General features: G+C 61.0%; 16 protein-coding genes and 1 tRNA gene. 8 read left to right on the top strand and 9 right to left on the bottom strand.

Features of this window, described 5'->3' with window-relative positions:
* Positions 1-345: a hypothetical protein gene (locus tag HMPREF2888_RS07960; RefSeq protein ID WP_061920220.1), complete on the top strand. Its 345-nt coding sequence runs from the start codon at positions 1-3 to the stop codon at positions 343-345.
* Positions 345-665, top strand: a complete 321-nt coding sequence (locus tag HMPREF2888_RS07955; protein ID WP_062036140.1) for an Rv3654c family TadE-like protein — start codon at positions 345-347, stop codon at positions 663-665. The genes HMPREF2888_RS07960 and HMPREF2888_RS07955 overlap by 1 nt, the downstream gene beginning before the upstream one ends.
* Here the strand turns inward: HMPREF2888_RS07955 and HMPREF2888_RS07950 are convergent.
* Positions 662-3,025: a DEAD/DEAH box helicase gene (locus HMPREF2888_RS07950; protein ID WP_070456056.1), complete on the bottom strand. Its 2,364-nt coding sequence runs from the start codon at positions 3,023-3,025 to the stop codon at positions 662-664. The genes HMPREF2888_RS07955 and HMPREF2888_RS07950 overlap by 4 nt on opposite strands.
* A 186-nt stretch (positions 3,026-3,211) precedes the next feature.
* On the opposite strand from HMPREF2888_RS07950, the gene HMPREF2888_RS07945 reads away from it, so the two are divergent.
* A complete protein-coding gene (locus HMPREF2888_RS07945; protein ID WP_061920226.1) occupies positions 3,212-3,415 on the top strand; it encodes a cold-shock protein in 204 nt (67 codons plus the stop codon).
* A 49-nt stretch (positions 3,416-3,464) separates the two neighbouring features.
* On the opposite strand, the gene HMPREF2888_RS07940 is transcribed toward HMPREF2888_RS07945, so the two are convergent.
* Positions 3,465-4,094 carry a DedA family protein gene (locus tag HMPREF2888_RS07940; RefSeq protein WP_062044397.1) on the bottom strand — a complete coding sequence of 210 codons (630 nt, stop codon included), beginning with the start codon at positions 4,092-4,094 and terminating at the stop codon, positions 3,465-3,467.
* A 280-nt stretch (positions 4,095-4,374) separates the two neighbouring features.
* Here HMPREF2888_RS07940 and topA point away from each other — a divergent pair, with 280 nt between their 5' ends.
* Together topA and HMPREF2888_RS07930 are read left to right on the top strand one after the other, a co-directional pair.
* Positions 4,375-7,323 (top strand): type I DNA topoisomerase, encoded by a 2,949-nt coding sequence (topA, locus tag HMPREF2888_RS07935; RefSeq protein ID WP_070518625.1) that lies wholly within the window; start codon positions 4,375-4,377, stop codon positions 7,321-7,323.
* A 2-nt stretch (positions 7,324-7,325) separates the two neighbouring features.
* Positions 7,326-7,985 (top strand): hypothetical protein, encoded by a 660-nt coding sequence (locus tag HMPREF2888_RS07930; RefSeq protein WP_070518623.1) that lies wholly within the window; start codon positions 7,326-7,328, stop codon positions 7,983-7,985.
* Here the strand turns inward: HMPREF2888_RS07930 and HMPREF2888_RS07925 are convergent.
* Together HMPREF2888_RS07925 and HMPREF2888_RS07920 are read right to left on the bottom strand one after the other, a co-directional pair.
* Complete coding sequence (locus tag HMPREF2888_RS07925) at positions 7,933-9,201, bottom strand: DUF418 domain-containing protein (protein ID WP_246815054.1); 1,269 nt, start codon at positions 9,199-9,201, stop codon at positions 7,933-7,935. The genes HMPREF2888_RS07930 and HMPREF2888_RS07925 overlap by 53 nt on opposite strands.
* Before the next feature lie 60 nt (positions 9,202-9,261).
* Positions 9,262-10,794: an adenylate/guanylate cyclase domain-containing protein gene (locus tag HMPREF2888_RS07920; RefSeq protein ID WP_070518621.1), complete on the bottom strand. Its 1,533-nt coding sequence runs from the start codon at positions 10,792-10,794 to the stop codon at positions 9,262-9,264.
* On the opposite strand from HMPREF2888_RS07920, the gene HMPREF2888_RS07915 reads away from it, so the two are divergent.
* The 3 genes from HMPREF2888_RS07915 (at position 10,793) to HMPREF2888_RS12535 (ending at position 12,518) form a co-directional block, all read left to right on the top strand.
* Positions 10,793-12,040: a DNA polymerase III subunit delta' gene (locus tag HMPREF2888_RS07915; protein ID WP_083296627.1), complete on the top strand. Its 1,248-nt coding sequence runs from the start codon at positions 10,793-10,795 to the stop codon at positions 12,038-12,040. The genes HMPREF2888_RS07920 and HMPREF2888_RS07915 overlap by 2 nt on opposite strands.
* 102 nt (positions 12,041-12,142) lie before the next feature.
* Positions 12,143-12,218 (top strand) — tRNA-Thr (locus tag HMPREF2888_RS07910).
* A 144-nt stretch (positions 12,219-12,362) separates the two neighbouring features.
* On the top strand, positions 12,363-12,518 hold the full coding sequence (locus tag HMPREF2888_RS12535) for a DUF1963 domain-containing protein (RefSeq protein WP_246815053.1): 156 nt from the start codon (positions 12,363-12,365) through the stop codon (positions 12,516-12,518).
* 50 nt (positions 12,519-12,568) lie between these two features.
* Here the strand turns inward: HMPREF2888_RS12535 and HMPREF2888_RS07905 are convergent, their stop codons facing one another.
* The 5 genes from HMPREF2888_RS07905 to HMPREF2888_RS07885 form a co-directional block, all read right to left on the bottom strand.
* On the bottom strand, positions 12,569-13,024 hold the full coding sequence (locus tag HMPREF2888_RS07905) for a DUF4442 domain-containing protein (RefSeq protein ID WP_070518620.1): 456 nt from the start codon (positions 13,022-13,024) through the stop codon (positions 12,569-12,571).
* A gap of 92 nt (positions 13,025-13,116) precedes the next feature.
* On the bottom strand, positions 13,117-13,734 hold the full coding sequence (locus HMPREF2888_RS07900; protein ID WP_062042532.1) for a response regulator transcription factor: 618 nt from the start codon (positions 13,732-13,734) through the stop codon (positions 13,117-13,119).
* On the bottom strand, positions 13,731-14,852 hold the full coding sequence (locus tag HMPREF2888_RS07895; protein WP_168163259.1) for a sensor histidine kinase: 1,122 nt from the start codon (positions 14,850-14,852) through the stop codon (positions 13,731-13,733). Before HMPREF2888_RS07895 ends, HMPREF2888_RS07900 begins: the two co-directional genes overlap by 4 nt.
* A gap of 81 nt (positions 14,853-14,933) precedes the next feature.
* Positions 14,934-15,668 (bottom strand): ABC transporter permease, encoded by a 735-nt coding sequence (locus HMPREF2888_RS07890; RefSeq protein ID WP_168163258.1) that lies wholly within the window; start codon positions 15,666-15,668, stop codon positions 14,934-14,936.
* A gap of 159 nt (positions 15,669-15,827) precedes the next feature.
* The gene (locus HMPREF2888_RS07885; protein ID WP_070518617.1) at positions 15,828-16,727 is read right to left on the bottom strand and encodes an ABC transporter ATP-binding protein; all 900 of its coding nucleotides are present in this window, start codon (positions 16,725-16,727) and stop codon (positions 15,828-15,830) included.
* Positions 16,728-16,857 lie beyond the last annotated feature (130 nt).

Raw genomic sequence — 16,857 nt, 5'->3', positions numbered from 1 at the left:
ATGCGGCGCTGTTATCTTCACATCGTTCGGCGCCTTAGCGGCGATACCGGTTCGGTCACCATTGAGGCAGCCCTCGGCTTGAGCTCTTTGGTCATCGTTGCAGCCGGTGCCGTTGCGGGTGTCGCGACGATGGCGGCCCACCTGGCGGCTGTCGACGCCGCCGGTGCCGCTGCGCGTGCCTATGCGATAGGCGAGGACTACTCCCAGGAGAAAGTAAGCGTCGACATCGCTGAAAGGGGTGGCCTCGTCACCGCACAAGCCACCGTGCGCTCGCCGTTGGGGGAGATGAAAGCGCAGGCAGTGTTTCCGGCCGAGATAGCGGGTTCGGCGGGAGGCGGGCAGTGATGTGCCGCAAAGACGCTGAGGCTGGCTATGCCACCGTGGTTAATGCGGGGATCATCGTTGCCATCGTCTCCCTCCTCTTGGTCGTTGTCACCGTGGCCAGCCGCGTGGCAGCGCGCCATGAGGCGCAGGTTGCCGCCGACATGTCGGCGGTGGCGGCCGCGTGGGAACACGCAAAAGGCCAAGACGGGTGTGCCGCGGCGCGGGAGACCGCGCAGCACAACAACTCCAGTGTTAGGCAGTGCCGCGTGATCGAGCGCGATGTCATCGTCACTGTCGCCGTGAGGCGCGTGGAGGCGGTGGCTCGGGCTGGTCCGGTCTAGGTCTCGGTGGGCATGGGCCCTGACTGCGTCATCGTCACCAGTGCACCAAGCAACTTAATGGCACCGGCCTTATCCAGCGGGTTGTTGCCGTTGCCGCACTTTGGTGACTGCACGCACGAGGGGCAGCCTGCCTCACACGGGCAAGAAACCACAGTTTCATACGTGGTGGCTATCCACTCCGGGAAGCGGCGGAAGCCTTCATCGGCAAAGCCGGCGCCGCCCGGGTGACCATCGTAAACAAAGACCGTAGGCAGACCAGTATCCGCATGCTGCGCCGTGGACACGCCGCCGATATCCCACCTATCGCAGGTAGCAATCAGCGGTAGCAGGCCAATCGCGGCGTGCTCCGCCGCGTGCAGAGTGCCCGGAGTATCGGCGGCGCTCACACCCATTGCTGCAAGCGCCAGCGGATCAATGGTGTAGGCCACCGCACGGGTGTGCAGGCGCTGCTGCGGCATGTCCAGTGGAATGTCATCGCCAACCGTGCCGTCGGGCAGGCGCACCTGGTAGCCGGTTACTTGGTCGACTACTTCCACTTCTACGTTGGCCACCCACAGACCCGGCGCATAGTTGATGAGCTCATCGGCCTCGCGCACGATGCGGATATCCGTAGTCGAGCGCGGGGTCGTTGTATATTCCGGCGTCTCCGGCATTGCCAGCGCCAGGTAGTCCGCGAAGTGCAGCTGCTCAATCACGAAGCTTTCGCCCTGATGCAGATACACCGCGCCGGGGTGGACCTGGCTGGCGGCGCGTCCAGCGTCGATGGTGCCAAGCAGGCGGCCGTCGGAAGAATCCACGATCATCACTTCCTCGCCTGCGCCGCCGCGCAACGATACCGCCGAGTGTGCGGTCTCTGGGGTGAGCTCTTCGCCCGCCGGGATGGGCGCTGCAAACCAGCCACGGTCGCGGCGTCGCAACAGCCCGCGCTCCGCCAAGGAATGGACAACCTCCTGCGCACCCAGCTGGGCGATCTCCGCATCTTGCAGTGGCTTTTCCACCGCCGCGCAATAGACATGGCCGAACAAGATATAGGGATTTGCCGGGTTAAACACGCTGGCCTCCACCGGCCTTCCCAGCAGGGCCTCCGGATGATTCACCAAGTAGGTATCCATCGGCTCGTCGCGCGCGACCAAGACCACCACGGAGCCTTGCCCGCGTCTTCCCGCGCGGCCTGCCTGCTGCCAGAAGCTAGCCACCGTTCCTGGAAAGCCCGCAATGACCACGGCATCAAGGCCGCCGACGTCAATGCCTAGCTCCAGCGCGGAGGTGGTGGCGACGCCGAGCAGCGTGCCGTCGTCAAGCGCGTGCTCTAACTTGCGCCGGTCCTCAGCTAAGTAACCCGCCCGATAAGCCGCGATGCGACGGGCGAAATCGGGCCGTCCGAGGGAACCAGATAGCTCCTCCGCGGTGCGCAAGGCCACCGTCTCCGCGGCGCGCCGGGAACGCACAAAGGTAAGAGTGCGGGCGCCTTCTGCCACCAAAGTCGCCATCATCCCGGCAGACTCGGTGGTTGCGGCATAGCGCACGGGAGCGCCATTTTCGCCCTCCGCACCATCGATGAACCCGGGCTCGCAAAGTGCCACCGTCCGCGCACCCGTGGGAGCGCCGTCTTCTGTGACCGCAACCGTGTCACGCCCGGTAAGGCGCTGCGCATGCAGTGCGGGGTCCTTCATCGTGGCCGAGGCAGAAATCACCACCGGATGCGCGCCATAGTGTTCGCATAAGCGCAGCAAGCGGCGCAAAACCAACGCCACATTCGCGCCAAATACTCCCCGATAGGAGTGGCACTCATCTACGACGATGAAGCGCAAGTGCCGCAGGAAACGCGCCCAGCGCTGATGCGAGGCCAGCATCGACATGTGGATCATGTCTGGATTCGAAAAGATAAAGCGCGCATCGTCCCGGATGCCGGGTCTGGATTCGGTGGGCGAATCGCCGTCGTAAGGCGCCGCGACCACACCGCGCAACTGCTCAACTTCGCGGCATATCTGCAAAACCGCGTGCAGCTGATCCGAGCCCAACGCCTTAGTGGGGGTGATATACAAAGCGCACGCGGTGGGCTCTTCCGCCAGCCTAGTCAGGACGGGAAGGAGATAACCCAAAGATTTGCCGGAGGAAGTGCCGGTGGCAACCACGACGTCGTTGCCCCGCCATGCTTCTTCGGCCACTTTAACCTGGTGCGAATAAAGCTTTGCCACGTCATGGCCCTGCAAATAGGTTTTAAGTCCCGGCAAAACCCACTCTGGCCACGGCCCGAACTGGGCAGGTTTTGCCTCTAAAGTGGTGACGGAAGTAAACGTTGTTTCATCGAAGCGGCGTTGCAGCAGCTCGACTAATTCTTGGCCGAGGGGGTTGGGCACGCTACCCCCTTTCTAAAAAGATTTACGTGGCGAGCTATCGCCAGCTAACCAAACGTGCCACACTGGGTGCTAGGCCGATAAATTCTTGGCTCAGTGTTTTTCTTTTGGTTAGTGCTGGCGAAGATTTGTTTTCCACAATCCACTTTGTCCACTACTAGTAGACACTTACATAGAAGGTTAAACACCATGGCACAAGGCACCGTCAAGTTCTTCAACGCAGAAAAGGGCTACGGCTTTATCGAGATGGAAGATGGCTCCGGCGACATCTTCGTTCACTACTCCGAGATTCAGGGCAGCGGCTTCCGCACCCTGGAGGAAAACCAGAAGGTTTCCTTCGAGGTCGCCGAAGGTCAAAAGGGGCTGCAGGCCCAGAACGTCACCGCCCTTTAAAACGCGGCGTTTAAAAGCTCACACACGGCCCCTTTAAGCCTTTAAAGGCTTAAGGGGTTTCTGCATATCCGCGGCGGGTATCCCACCACTCGAGCACCGCATTCTGGGCTTTTTGCAGGCCAAAGCCGATGATGACGGCGGCGATGATGCTGACAATCATCGCCACGGCGGGAGAATCCGAGAAGGCCTTGCCGCCCACGAAGCCAATGGCCAACGCCTGCGCGGCCCAGATGCTGACGCCGATGATGTCGAAGAAGAAAAACAGCGGCCAGGGATAGCGCATCGAGCCCAACAGGATGGTCATGAAAAGGCGGGCCGAAGGGATAAAGCGGGCGATGATAATCGCCGCGCCACCGCCGCGGCGCATGTTGCGCTTGACCCAAGCCAGGCCCTCGTAGGCCTTGGTGCCCTTCTGGACGCGATTGACCAGCGTCATCAGGCGGGTGCCGAGCAGGAAGCACAGGTTATCGCCCACGATGGCGGCCAGAATTGCCACGAAGAACATCATGGGGATGTGCGGGTAGCCCTGCGAGGCCGACCATGCTCCAACCATGTTGAGCGGGATCTCTGAAGGCAGCACTGGGAAGAAACAATCGAGGAAAATCAATGTTCCTACCAGCGGGTATACCCATTGGGTTAGCATGACTACTTCGATCCATGCGGTGACGGATGCAACCATCATTCCTCCCCATCGGGTACGCGATTCGTGTTACTGTGCCTGTTACTGTGCCCAGTTACTGTGACAAAGCGTCCAGTATAACCGTGCATGTCGAAAGGCAGCAGGTAGGGCAGCGCAGCTGCCCTAATAAGTACAGAGTAAAAGAACTTCTGTACGCTATTGCTCAATTGCCTTTTGATCGTGCTCGTTTAACGTAGCGTCAACAAAGGGTGTTGTATAAGCGTTGTAAAAGCAACGTGTGAGCGACAACTGATCGCATCATCGAAAGGGATGAAGTCGAGTGTCAGAAGTAGCCGGGAAAACCCTGGTCATCGTCGAGTCGGCGACGAAGGCTAAGAAGATCCAGCCCTACCTAGGCGACAATTACATTGTTGAGGCCTCCGTGGGACACATCCGTGATCTCCCACGCGGCGCCGCCGACGTCCCGGCGAAGCACAAGAAAGAATCCTGGGCGCGCCTCGGCGTCAACCCCGAGGATGACTTCACCCCGCTCTATGTCATCAGCCAGGACAAAAAGAAGAAGGTCGCTGACCTTAAAGCCAAGCTGAAGCAGTGCGATCAGCTCTACCTCGCAACAGACCCCGACCGCGAGGGTGAGGCGATTGCGTGGCACCTGCTTGAGGTGCTTAAGCCAAAAGTGCCGGTACGCCGCATGGTCTTCAACGAGATCACCAAGTCCGCCATCTTGGAGGCGGCAGAAAACACCCGTGAGCTCGACGAGAACCTGATCGACGCGCAGGAAACCCGCCGCATCCTGGACCGCCTTTACGGCTACGAGGTCTCGCCGGTGCTGTGGAAGAAGGTCATGCCGCGCCTTTCTGCCGGCCGCGTGCAGTCCGTTGCCACCCGCGTCATCGTTGAGCGTGAGCGTGAGCGCATGGCGTTCATCTCCGCCGAGTACTGGGATCTTACCGCTCGCCTGCACAGCGAGAAGGCTGAGGCGAAGGAAGCTTTCGATGCTCGCCTGACCGCCATCGACGGCAAGCGTGTTGCCCTAGGCCGTGACTTCGATGATTCGGGCAAGCTCAAGAGTGACGAGGTGGTCGTCGTCAAGCAGGCGCACGCACAGGCGCTTGCCGACGCCCTGAAAGGCGCCGCTTTCTCCGTCACAAGCGTCGAGCACAAGCCATATACCCGCAAGCCTTATGCGCCGTTTATGACCTCGACCCTGCAGCAGGAGGCGGGTCGCCGCCTGCACTACACCTCCGAGCGCACTATGCGCATTGCGCAGCGTCTTTACGAAAACGGTCACATCACCTACATGCGTACCGACTCGACCTCGCTGTCTAAGCAGGGGCTGAACGCGGCGCGTGGCGCGGCTAGCTCCATCTTTGGCGCGGAGTATGTCGCTGATTCCCCGCGTATCTATGACCGCAAGGTGAAAAATTCCCAGGAGGCCCACGAGGCGATCCGCCCGGCGGGCGAAAAGTTTGCCACCCCGGGCGAGCTGTCGAGCCGCCTCGATGCCGAAGAGTTCAAGCTCTACGAGCTGATTTGGAAGCGCACCGTGGCCTCCCAGATGGCAGATGCCAAGGGAACCTCCATGAAGGTCACGGTGGCTGCGAATGCGAAGACCACCGAGGGCGCGCAGGACGTTGAGTTCTCCGCCACCGGCCGCACCATTACCTTCCCGGGTTTCCTGAAGGCCTACGAGGACGTGGCTAACAAGAATTCCGACGGTGAGTCCCGCCTGCCGCACCTCGACGAGGGCGACGCGCTGGCCTCCCAGGAAGTTTCCGCTGACGGTCACTCCACCAACCCGCCGGCGCGCTATACCGAGGCCAGCCTGGTTAAGAAAATGGAAGATTTGGGCATTGGCCGTCCTTCCACCTATGCCTCCATCATCAAGACCATCCAGGACCGTGGCTACGTGCTCTCGCGCGGCAACGCCCTGGTGCCGTCTTGGGTTGCCTTCGCGGTCATCGGCCTGATGGAAGACAACTTCACCGAGCTGGTGGACTATGACTTTACTTCCTCGATGGAAGACGAGCTCGACGCGATTGCCACTGGTAACGAGAACGGTACCGAATGGCTCAAGGGCTTCTACTTTGGCAATGCTGAGGCCAAGGAGCAGAAGGCGGATTCCATCGCGCGCCACGGCGGCTTGAAGTCCCTTATCGATATCAACCTTGAGGCCATCGACGCTCGCAAGGTCAACTCCTTGCTGCTCTACACCGACTCGGAAGGCCGCGACGTCTTCGTGCGCGTCGGCCGCTATGGCCCGTACATCGAGCGCGTGGTGGGCACGGCCGAGGACGGCACACCGGAGTATCAGCGCGCCAACCTTTCTGAGACCACCACCCCGGATGAGCTGGGTGAAGAGCTCGCTGAGAAGCTCTTTGCCACCCCGCAGGGTGGCCGCGAGCTGGGTGAGAACCCCGCCAATGGCCGCATGATCGTGGCCAAGGAAGGCCGCTTCGGCCCGTATGTCACCGAGCAGGTGCGCGAGGATGAGCGCGAGAAGGCTGAGGCCGAGGCCCTCGAGGTGGTCAAGCAGGAGCGCGAGGCTGAGGATAAGCAGCGCGCCGAGGAAGGCAAGCGCGCCAAGAACTGGGAGACCAAGACTGCGGAAAAGCAGAAGGAAAAGCGCATCGCCGAGTACATCGACGAAAAGCTCAAGCCTGGCACCGCTTCGCTGTTTAGCTCCATGGAGCCTTCTTCGGTCACCCTGGAGCAGGCCCTGCAGCTGCTTTCCCTGCCGCGTGAGGTGGGCGTGGATCCTTCCGATAACGAGGTCATCACCGCACAGAATGGCCGCTATGGCCCGTACCTGAAGAAGGGCAGCGATTCCCGCTCGCTGGCTAACGAAGAGCAGATCTTCTCCATCACCTTGGACGAGGCGCGCCGCATCTACGCGGAGCCGAAGCGCCGTGGCCGCGCCGCCGCGCAGCCGCCGCTGAAGCAGCTGGGTGACAATGACGTCTCCGGCAAGCCGATGTCCGTCAAGGATGGCCGTTTTGGCCCGTACGTCACCGATGGCACCACGAATGCTTCGCTGCGCCGCGGCGACGATCCCGCAACGCTTACCGACGCCCGTGCCAACGAGCTGTTGTCCGAGCGCCGTGCCAAGGAAGCCGCGGATGGTGGTAAGAAGAAGACCACCAAGAAGTCTGGTAAGAAGTCGACCAAAAAATCGACCAAGAAGTCCACAAAGAAGGCAACCAAGAAATCGGCGAAGAAGCCTTCGCCAGGCACTAAGAACGTGGTCAAGGCAGGCAGCCGCAAGTAGCGATGGACTTCCTGCAACGCACTGAACAGGGCGCCGCCGCGCTGTGGCGGGCGGTATATCCCGCAATCACCGATCCCGCCGGCCACCCCGCGCGCCTAGGGTTTCTAGCCGCCGGGGAGGCCAGCGCTTGGGCGCGCATCTTCGGGTTTGAGCCCCAGCTTCTCGACGCCGTGGTAATAGCTACTCTATGCACCCAAACGGCGAACCCGGTGCTGCGCGGTGGCCTTGCTGCCGGTTCGGTGGGCCAGTACTGCAAGCGCGGCGAACCGAATGCTCTAGGCATTGCCGCCATTGCCTTGCATCACGGGGCTTATCTGTATCTTTTGCGTGCGCAGCGCAACGATAAGCTGGGCTGGGGCCTGCGCATCGGCGCTTGGGCTGGCGGCCTTGCCATTTCTAAGGGTCGCTACCGAGCGGCCACCGCAGTGGCTGGTGCGGCTGTCGCCGCCACTTCGGCGCTCGCAGGGGATCCAGCCTTGCGCGCAGACGCCACGAAGGGCGCGAGCCACGGCGCCAACCTCATCCTCTTTTCAGAGGGGCTTACCCTCGCACGCACCCTGCCCGTCAACCCGCTGCGCGATAGCCGCCTGCTGGGCGCCGCCGAGGCCGCTAGCCGCGTGCTTGGACATTTCCTTCTGGTCGATGCACTGGAGCGCCACTGACGGGTGATTCAATGCCGCTAGGCAGTTGCCTTTTTAGTTCTGGCCGCATCGTCTTGCCATAAGAAATTCGGCGATGCAGCCACTCGAACGGGCCCGGCTTGCCAAAGTATTCGAGAAGGCAGGCCAGCAGCAGAGTGAGCAGCCAGTTGCCCACCGCCAACAAGGCCAAGCCGGAGGCATAGAACTGGGAGCCGATGTTCAAGGTGAACGGGAAAATCACCGCGAAGAAGATGATCGACTGCATGATGTAGCCGCTCATCGAGCGCTTACCCAGCGCACTAAATGGCCACAGCCACCAGGGCAGTGTCTGCACCTTCTCTAGCACCAGCGCGAGCATCGCCAGGATGCCCGGGCCGGTAATCACGCCGACGAAGGTGTTGAGCTGAAAGAAGGCCCCCTCGACTTCCGCGGGGAGCACGCCGATAGTAGCAAGGCCCCACGGCAGGCCCACGCCGAAGATGATCACTGCTGTAATGCCCGCCCAGATGCGCAGCTCGGTGCGGTGAGACGCGACGTCGGCAAGCGTGCCCTGGCGCGCCCACGTAAAGCCCACCAACATGATGGGTCCGTACATGAGCATGAACGGCCCAGCGCTAACAGCCTGCCCCAACAGTATCAATAATCCATCCAGCACCAACTTTCCATAGGATTGGGGAAGCTCGGAAAAGTTGACGTAATTCATGCCTAATTCCGGAACCAAAAGCGTCAACACAAACGCACCGATTCCAAGGACCGTAAGGATGGTCAGCAGGGTATAAGCGATCTTCTTGAGAGTTTTATCGTGCAGGGAAATAAACATGCTGATGACCAAAGCGCAGCAGCCGTAGAAAAACATGATGTCGCCATAGAAGATAAACACCAGGTGGATAATGCCGAAAAGGGCCAGGAAGCCGTAGCGCTTGATGATGACCATGCGCGCCTGGCCGAGCGGGAAGCCGCGGCGCCAAAGGCTCAGGGTGATAAGCCCAATACCGAAGCCCAGGAGCGTGGAGAACATCGGCAAGCCGCGGTTATGCGCGAACATCGCGGTAAAGAGCACAGTTGCTTTATCCCACACATTGCCGGAATCGATGCCGCCGAAGTACTGGCCGTCTGGATGGGAGGTGGTAATCCACCCAGTGCAGACGTTGGCTAGGGCGATGCCGAGAAGAGCCATACCACGAGCTACGTCGGGCACGATCATGCGAGGTCGAGACTGAGACACTGCGGAAGTCATGGGGCGCATGTTACAGATTTTATGAAATAAATTCTCGGTTACTGCGCCGCTATTGCTCCGCTATTGTTCCGCGCGTTCAGCAAGCGTGGAGCGGATAGGGCGTGCCAGGCGTGTCATGCGGCGTCGTCCGCGCAGCTCAATGGACTTCATCATGGTCCAGCGGGCTTGCTCTGCCTCGTTGGCACCGCGCAGCGTGGCGGAGTTGGTCAGGACCTGGCCCGGAGTGTCCTTGGCCAGCTCGGTCAGGCGGGCCGCCTCGTTTACTGCATCACCAATGACGGTGTACTCAAAGCGGTCCGCGCCGCCGATGTGGCCGGCCACCACGTGACCCGCCGCGACGCCGATGCCTGCCTGCAGCTCCAAGCCACGTAGCTCCTGACGCAGCTCGCGCGCCGCCTGCAGCGCCATGGAGTTAGCGTCGTAGACGTTAAGCGGAGCGCCGAATACGGCCAGCGCGGCATCGCCCTGGAACTTGTTGATGATGCCCTTGTTGCGGTGCACCACTTCGACTACGTGCTCGAAGAACTTGTTGAGCTCTTCGACGACCTCCTCTGGGGTGTGGTTGACCGCGAAGGTGGTGGAGCCGATGACGTCGATGAAAAGAACGGCTACCTTGCGGTCCTCGCCGCCCAACTCGGGGCGTTCCTCCAGTGCGCGCTGGGCGACCTCGATGCCGACGTAGCGGCCGAAGATATCGCGCACGCGTTGACGCTCGCGCAGGCCGCGCATCATTTCATTAAAGCCTGCCTGCAACACGCCCAACTCGGAACCGTCATAAATATCGACCTGCACATCATTTTCGCCGCGGCGCACGCGGTTGATTGCATCCTGTAGCTCGACGATGGGGTCAACCACGCTCATCATCGCGAAGACGGTACCGGTAAAACCCGTTCCCAGGGCGGTCAGCGCTAGGGCGATGACCGCGGGCATGATGTCGTTGGCGTTATCCGTGAACATGCCGGTGCGCTGGCCCACGAGCACCAGTGCGATTCCGACGAGCGGAATGCCGGAGGTCATCACCCAGGTATAGATGAGGCGGTACTTAATCGGCGGCTCCAGAGTGGAGTCCTCGAAGCGGCGGGCCACTGCCTGCGCCGCCACGGGGCGCACGAGGCGTTCTGCCTGCAAGTAGGTAAGCAACACCACCAACAGGCCGGCCAAGGTCGTGGAAACTCCCACGACTAGGCCCAGACTGCCGGAGGATTGGGTGGCGATGATGATGGCCAAGACGATGCCAATGATCCACACCAGGCCTGCCACTGCGGCTTGGTAGCTGGGGATGCGCAGCACCAGGTTGCGCACCATGTTTGGATCGTGAGCTTCGGGATTGCGCTGCCAGTCCAGTACCGGCCGGAAGAGTAACAGGGTTACCGAAATGCCGATGAGCACGGCAAAGGAAACATATAGGACGCCGATTAACGCCAAGTGCGGGACGTCGGAAGTAAAGTCCTTAATCTCCGGCATCGGCAGGAAGAAGACCACGAAGGTCATGATCGCCACGGCGCCTAAGATGTTGGATCCCAGAACGAGCGTGGCGTACATCGGCCATTGGGTGCCCATGAGCCAGCGGGCGCCACGCAGTAGTCTGTTCATGATTTATTACTTTAGTTATCCCAGTAGGCTAGGGCGAGTGAATACCGGAAGCGTTGCGCAACGATTGGCAGATACCCCAGCAGTGGCCCAGACCATCTTGGCCGCAGCCCGCGCCGCCCGAGGCGAGGGGGATCTGCGGGCGATGAGTCATTCTTGGCTGCTTACGGGTCCTCCTGGGGCGGGCCGCTCTTTGGCGGCGCTGTGCTTTGCGGCGGCGTTGATGTGCACGAGCAAGGATGAAAACGGGGACCCCGGTTGTGGGCAGTGCGCGGCCTGCCGGGCGGTATTGGAACAACAAAAACACACCGACCTAGTTTTCGTCGACCCTAAGGAACAATTCATCACCGTCGGCGAGGCCCGCGACGTCATCGGCCGTGCGGCGAGCCTCCCCAGCGTGGCGCCGTGGCGCGTGGTTATCTTCAACAAAGCCGACCGCCTGCGCAACGAGGCCGCCAACGCTTTGCTGAAAACAGTGGAGGAGCCGCCGGAGCGCACCGTCATCGTCATGGTGGCTCCCTCCGCGGACCCACAAGATTTCTCCCAGACCCTGCGCTCGCGGTGCCGCCACCTATATATTCCTTCGCCCAGCGTGGAAGGCGTGGTCAAACAGCTCGTCGCCGAGGGCGCCAGCGAACACGATGCTCGCTTGGCCGCCGTCACGAGCCTGCAGCACGTGGGCCGTGCCCGCCACCTGGTACAGGATGCGGCCGCACAAAAGCGTCGCGCCATGGCCATCAACCTGGCCGAAGACGTCTTCCACGGCTCCCAGGCCTTCCAATCCGTTACCGCTCTGCTGAAGTTCATTGAGAAGGACGCCAAGGATTCTCACGCTGAATCCGAAGAAGCGGAGCGCTCCAAAATTGAGCAGTCCTTCGGCATCGGCGCCAAGGGTAAGGGAGCAAGCAAGGCGCAGCGCGACGCCCGCAGTGCCCTGAAAGAACTGGAGGAGCTCCATAAGAAGCGCGCTAAACGCCGCATCGCCGACGGCCTCGATATTGTCCTTGTGGATCTTGCCGGTATCTACCGCGATGCGCTCATGCTCAAAGTTGGCGCTGAGGTGGACATGACCCACCCGGACTTCGCCGGCCTGGCGGGCGAACTTGCCCAACGCGTGAGCGAGGATGGGCTGCTTGCCGCTCAGTCCGCCATCCGTACCTGCCGCGAGCAGCTGCCGCAGAACGTCACCCCGCAGGTGGCTTTCGACGGCATGATTGGCCGCCTGCGTTTGGCCTGCGGTGCGCGCTAGCGTGCACGTGTGCTGCGCGTGTAGTGCGGGTGGTGGCCCGATTTCTTTCTTAGCCCGGGCCTAGGCTAAACTTTCACGCGGTGCATCTTCCCGTTGCACCGTGCCGCCTTAGCTCAGTCGGTAGAGCATCTCACTCGTAATGAGAAGGTCGCGAGTTCGATTCTCGCAGGCGGCTCCATGCCCCGATATACATAGTGCCCTTTCTCTAGCCTTCACGTTAGAGGAAGGGCGCTTCTTTTTGCCTCTTGAGTATAAGCAGGGATTAGTGGTTTCCGGGTAAAGGGCCAGAAGGGGATGCGCAGTTTTTTGTAACCCGATCCTTATGGATCCGGCTGATCCCCGATTTACGCTCGCGACAATAGACCAAGATGGCCCTTGCGAATGGGGCGACGCCGGGGTTGGAAACTTTTACATCCATCCCGATGACCTCGCTGCGCGCAATTTCGATCGGGTCGAATTTGCCTGGGATTGCGGATAAGACCCGTGTTGAGCATGCCGGAGTAAGCATTCAACGAACTGAAGTAGCATTCACTTTTGCTTGCGCCGGTAATACACCTGGCGGCGCACATGGGCGACGACATCGCCTTCCTCATCAAGGATGTCCACGTCGAACCAATGCAGGTATTTCTCGCCGTTAGCCGTCTTTTCTTCGATGAGCGCGTAGGTCTCCTCCGGGATGCGCATAACGGCGGTGACTGTGCCGCGGCCGGGTTTGAGGTACTTAATCTCGCCGGCGGCATCCCAGATGCGGTACTCCTTGCCCAGGCGGTGCATGGAGGCAAGCATGAAGAATGGATCTGTCATGGCGGAGAGCGTGCCGCCGAAGGCAACGCCCATGGCGTTCTTGGTCAGCATGGTGGGCCTGTGGCTGACAACGACGCGGGTGCCATCATCAGCGAATTCCTTGATCTTGATGCCAGCGCCTAAGAAGGGTGGCCAGAATCCCATGAAGTGCTTGAGCTGGCGTGCGGAAAAGTGGGCCATGAGGATAGCTCCGTGTAAGTGGTGGTCAGGTGGGCCAAATGGCATCAACTCTACCGTCACGAGAGGAGGAGTGCCCGCAGTACGCCTAGAAGCTACAGCCAGCCGCGCTCATTGGCGATGGTGTAGGCCTCGAAGCGATTTTCCGCTCCAGTCTTTGTCATGGCGGAGGAAATGTAATTGCGGGTTGTGCCCGGGGCGAGATGTGCAGCTTTCGCGATGGCCTCGATTGAACGGCCCCGCCCGGCCAGGGCTAGGACCTCCGCTTCGCGTTCCGTGAGCGGTGAGTCCCCGGCGGCAATGGTTGCGGCGGCCAGGTCGTGGTCCACGTGGCGCCTTCCAGCGTGGGCTGCGCGGATGGCGGCGGCGAAGTCTTCAGCAGAGGCGGTCTTTGGCAGAACTCCTAAGACCCCGGCTGCAAGGGCGCGTTTGACCACAGTGGGGCGTGCGTGGCTGGTGACGACAACGACGCGGGCGTCGATCTGCTCTGCCACAGCAATGCCGTCGAGTTCATCATCGTTGTCGCGTGTGTGGCTGAGCTGGAGGTCGGTCACGACGACGTCGGGAAGCGCAGCGGCATTCTTCCACCACCTCAGAAAGCCCGCTGCGGAGTAGGCGACGTGGACGACATCAATGTCCTCTTCGAGTCCAATCAGTGTGGCGAGAGAATTGGCAACGAGAGTTTCGTCATCCAGCAAAGCAACCGTGATCATGCATCCACCTTAAGTGAGACCGTGAAGGTCTCCGAGGTCTGTTCCACAACGAGGTAAGCGCCGTGTGCGGCTGCGCGACGGCGCAGGCCCTCCAGGCCCGTGCCCGGCCGGGCGGAGGATTGTGGTTGGTTGTTGGACACAGTAACCCCCATGGGGCCCGCAGTGATGGTGACCCGTGTGGCCTGGGAGTGGCGCAGAACGTTTGTGGCTGCTTCGCGAACAAACCACGCGGCAGTGTCACGCAGCTCAGACGGGATGTCCTCGCTGGAGCCCTGGACGGTGACTTCCGCGCCTGCGGCAGTGAGCACGGTCTGTGCGTTAGTCAGCTCGGCGCCGAGGTTCGGTGTGCGGTAGGTGTTGACCACGTGACGCATATCGGAGGCAGCGGTCTGGGTGAGCTGATACAGCTCAGCGAGTTCCTGATGAACGCGGGGATCGTCGCGCGCGGCGAGCGCTTGAGTAAGCTGCGTCTTAATGGTCAGCGCAGCGAGATGCTGGCCCATGGTGTCGTGCAGGTCCTGGGAGAGCCGAAGCCGTTCCTCGGCGGCAGACAACTGTGATTCCAGGCGACGCGAACGCTCGGTTTCAATCATGACGCGCGAGAACCACGTGGTGAGGAACACCGCTCCGGAAAACAGCACCCCGTACGTGAGCACGTACCCAGCGGTGCCGAAGGAGAGAAGGGCTGAGGCTGCCCCGGCGGTGACAACGATGATGACCACCGTGAGCAAGAAACCGTGGGGGAGGAAAGGTAAGTAGGCGGTGAGCAGGGTGGAATAGAGTATTCCGGCAGCTAGCAGTGTGACCGTTTCCCAAGACCGCGGTCCGATGCCTAGTACGAGGGCACATGCAGCCAGTGCGCTACCGTGACCGATAAGCCCCCACCGCATCCACCAAGAACTGCGGGGATGCGGCGTGAGGCGCAGCTGACGGTTGGTGTGCAGGGCAACGGAACCGGCCGTACAGGAGACCACAGTGACAGCTGCCGCTATCCACAGCGCGCTGACTCCGAGCCCCGCCCGGGAGAGAAACAGTGAGATGAGTGCGAGCGCCGCGAGCCAGGGTAAGCCGATGAGTGACCATCGGTTGACCGCCAAGAACTTGGAGGAAGGTTCCATTCTCCGCCAGCCAAGGCCGGCAGTGCGGTCGTGAGGGGGTATCGCAGGTGCCATAGTGGTGTCCAAGTGTAATGAGCGCTCTTAGCGGTGAGTGCCCCAGCGCATGTACTTATGCGCCGCCCATACTAGGGCTACCGTCCACGCAGCGAGTTTCATCAGATCGGTGGATGAGTCTGCGAAGACGGAGATGAAGGAACCGTCCCCAATCCAACCAGCGCGCACAATGTCGACCACTAGGGCAAAAGGCGTGGCGTCGAGGACCTGGCCAAGTGTGTCGGGCAGTGCGTTACGTAGAGACGACTGCGAAAACATGGAGAGCAGCAGCACCGGCATCGAGGTGATCTGAGCATTCTCGGCGTTGGCCGTAAAGCTGCTGGTCAGCATCGCTACCGCATGGGAACAAACTATGCCCAACACCATCGCCAGCGCCATGAGCAGGGCGTTAACCGGCCACACGTGCGGAACGGGTGGGTCGAGCGGCAGGAACATGGACAAGATGGACAGCCCTGTCACCATGAGAACGGACAGCAGCAGCATGGTCGCGGCAAGCGGAAGGGCAATGGCAGTGAGAATCTCCCAGTCGCGGGCTTCACCGGTGCGCAGTCGTTTCAGCACCTCCTCGTCGCGTCGGGTCACCGTCATCGACAGTGCCGGATAAAAGATGCCGAAGTTCAGTGCCAGAAGAACGAAAATCTCCGATGCTGAATCAGTGGAGCCTACGGATTGATCGCCGAGGATCCACACGAAGAGAGGTAGGGCCGCAGGGAAGAGCAACGCCATGATGACGAGCAGTGGGTTCCGGGTGAACTGACGCATTTCGGCGCGACTTAAGGCGCGCAGTCGCCGTAGCGAGGCTGCTCTAGGAGCCGTAGTGGCTGAGTGCGCTGTGGGGTGTGCCGTCTGTGAGGATGTCACGGATGTCATTGAGTTCTTCCTTTTCAGTGTCTTTAGCGCTGTCTCTGTTTGTGGTGTGAGTTAGCTATTGGCAATGGAGTGGAATACCTGCTCGAGGCGGGCAGGCCGCGCGGTGAAGCCATTCAACGTGACTCCGTGGTCGTGCGCCCACGTCAGCACCGCGTGCGTGTCCTTCTGCAGGCGCGAGGTGGTAATAGTGACCGTGTCATCAGCGCGGTGAATGGTGGTGCCGGGCAGCTGGGGTAGCGGTGCCGATGGAGGAGACGGCGAGAACGCAATCTCGGAGGCGGCAGTCGATGCCAGCTCTGACAGTGTGCCTTCCACGTTGATGCGGCCCTGGTGCATAATCGCGATGCGATCGCAGAGTTCTTCCGCTTCTTCCAAGTAGTGCGTGGTCACAACGATGGTCACGCCCCTGGCTTTGAGGCGTCTCAGCAGGTCCCATACGTGGCGTCGAGACTCCGGATCCAGGCCAGTAGTGGGCTCGTCGAGGAAGAGAATCTGCGGGTTACCCACCAGTGCACAGGCAAGATCCAGCCGCCGCTTTTCGCCACCGGACAAGGCCCCGACTGTGACGTCGCGGCGGTGGTCGAGGTGGACGTCGGCAAGCACAGCGTGGCAATGTACAGGTGCCGAACACGTCCCCGCCCACATTGTGAGCGTTTCCTGCACGGTGAGCGCCTGCGGCAGACCGCCCGACTGCAGCATGATGCCGGTGTGAGGCCGCACCGTGGCGTGCTCGGTCACGGGGTTGTGTCCCAGTACGCGTACGGTACCGGAGGAAGGCGCGGCAAGGCCCTCCACAACTTCCAGCGTGGAGGTCTTGCCCGCGCCGTTCGTGCCCAAGAGTCCGAAGGTTTCTCCGCGTGCAACGCACAGGCTTATCCCGTTCACCGCGGTGAAGTCGTCGTACTGTCGGTAGAGGTCATGAATTTCGATGGCTGATTCTGCTGTGTTCATGGCTCTAACTTTTCCGTTGGGCAACGCCCGCTGGTAGAGGCGTATGTCAGCGATTTACATGACAAAAGTCATCGCTCTTCACACACAGCTCAAAAGGCATCACAGTTCACAAGCGAGTCTCATCCTGATA

Origin of the sequence: Corynebacterium sp. HMSC077D03 (assembly GCF_001808545.1) — a bacterium.
Taxonomy (GTDB): Bacteria; Actinomycetota; Actinomycetes; order Mycobacteriales; family Mycobacteriaceae; genus Corynebacterium; species Corynebacterium simulans.
Note: the sequence above shows the minus strand (reverse complement) of the source record. Positions and strands in the feature narration are given on the sequence as shown.